The following is a 355-nucleotide window of genomic DNA, read 5'->3' as shown; positions in this document are numbered from 1 at the left end:
CGCGCGGGGGGGGCGGCCGGGGGGGGGCGGCGCCCCGGGGGGGGGGGGGCGGCGGGGGCGCCGGGGGCGCGGCCGCCCCCCCCCCCCCCCCCCCGGCGTGCGACCACTTCGCGCCCCGCTCTGTCACCGCAGTGTCGTCCGGGCATGAAATCATGGCCGCACCGGCCCAACCGGTGGGCCGTTGCCTTGGGTTGGCGATGGCTCAGGACCACAGGCCACAGCCTTCAGGGGGAGGAACGATGGCGGACAGTTTCGGACCGATGCGGAACGGGGATGCCGACCGCGGCGTGGTCGGCAAGGGGCCCGTAACCGGCCCAGCACGCCAGGATGCCATCAGATTACAAGTCGTGGTCCT

The sequence above is a fragment of the Streptomyces sp. NPDC058964 genome, assembly GCF_042741275.1.
In the GTDB taxonomy this organism is placed as follows: domain Bacteria; phylum Actinomycetota; class Actinomycetes; order Streptomycetales; family Streptomycetaceae; genus Streptomyces.
This window is presented reverse-complemented; position numbering follows the sequence as displayed.